Source organism: Nonomuraea maheshkhaliensis, assembly GCF_039529435.1.
Lineage (GTDB): Bacteria > Actinomycetota > Actinomycetes > Streptosporangiales > Streptosporangiaceae > Nonomuraea > Nonomuraea maheshkhaliensis.
The window spans coordinates 1-1,004 of sequence record NZ_BAAAMU010000320.1 but is presented as its reverse complement, the minus strand read 5'-3'; the positions used below and the strand labels follow the sequence as shown (position 1 = coordinate 1,004).

The window sequence follows — 1,004 nt, the reverse complement described above, 5'->3', positions numbered from 1 at the left end:
AGCGGCAGCGCGTCCAGGACGACGATCGCGGCCGGGACCATGTAGGACGGGAGCCGGTCGGCGACGAAGGCGCGGACCGGTTCTGCCAGGTCCTTCGCCGATCCTCCAGGGACGACGTAGGCGACCAAGCGCTTGTCCCCCGGGGCGTCCTCCCTGGCCACCACGGCGGCTTGGGCGACCGCTGGGTGTGTTGCTATCGCGGCTTGGACCTCGCCCAGTTCGATGCGGAAGCCGCGGATCTTGACCTGCTCGTCCACCCGGCCGAGATACTCCACCTCACCGTCCGCGTTCCAGCGCACCACATCGCCGGTCCGATACAACCGCCCACCCTCGGAGAACGGGTCCGCGACGAAACGCTCGCCGGTCAGAGACGGCCGGCCCAGATACCCCCGAGCCAGCCCATTCCCCGCCAAATACAACTCACCCGCCACCCCGACCGGCACCGGCGCGAGACGCTCGTCGAGCACGTAAACGCGGGCGTTGTCGACCGGGCGACCGATCGGCACCACACCGTCCACCTCGCCATCGGCATACCAGGCGGTGGCGTACACCGTCGCCTCCGTCGGCCCATAGATGTTGGCCACCCGCGCACCCGGCAACGCCGCACGCAACCCCGCCACAGCATCCACCGACAGCGCCTCACCCGCCAGCACCACCGTACGGGGCCGCACCTCCAACGAACCCGACCCCACCACCTGGGCCAGCGCCGACGGCACCCCGCTCACGAGACTGACATCGCGCAGATCCCGGCTCGCGTCGGCGACCGCCAGAACGTCGGGAACCACCTCCACGCAGCCGCCCGACACCAGCGGCCCGAACAATTCGAACACGGACACGTCGAACGTCAACGAGGTCGAGAACAACACCCGCTCGAAGTCCGCCCCACCGAACTCCCGCACAGCCCACGCCAAGAACCCGGTGACCGACCGCTGCTCGACCACCACACCCTTCGGCCGCCCGGTCGAACCCGACGTATAGATCACATACGCCGCATGACCCGGCAG

At 69.3% G+C, this 1,004-nt stretch carries 1 protein-coding gene; it reads right to left on the bottom strand.

The window, feature by feature from the left end; translation table 11 throughout:
• Nucleotides 1–1,004 (bottom strand): amino acid adenylation domain-containing protein (locus ABFX54_RS56640; RefSeq protein WP_346115618.1); only part of this gene is annotated, 1,004 nt, incomplete at both ends.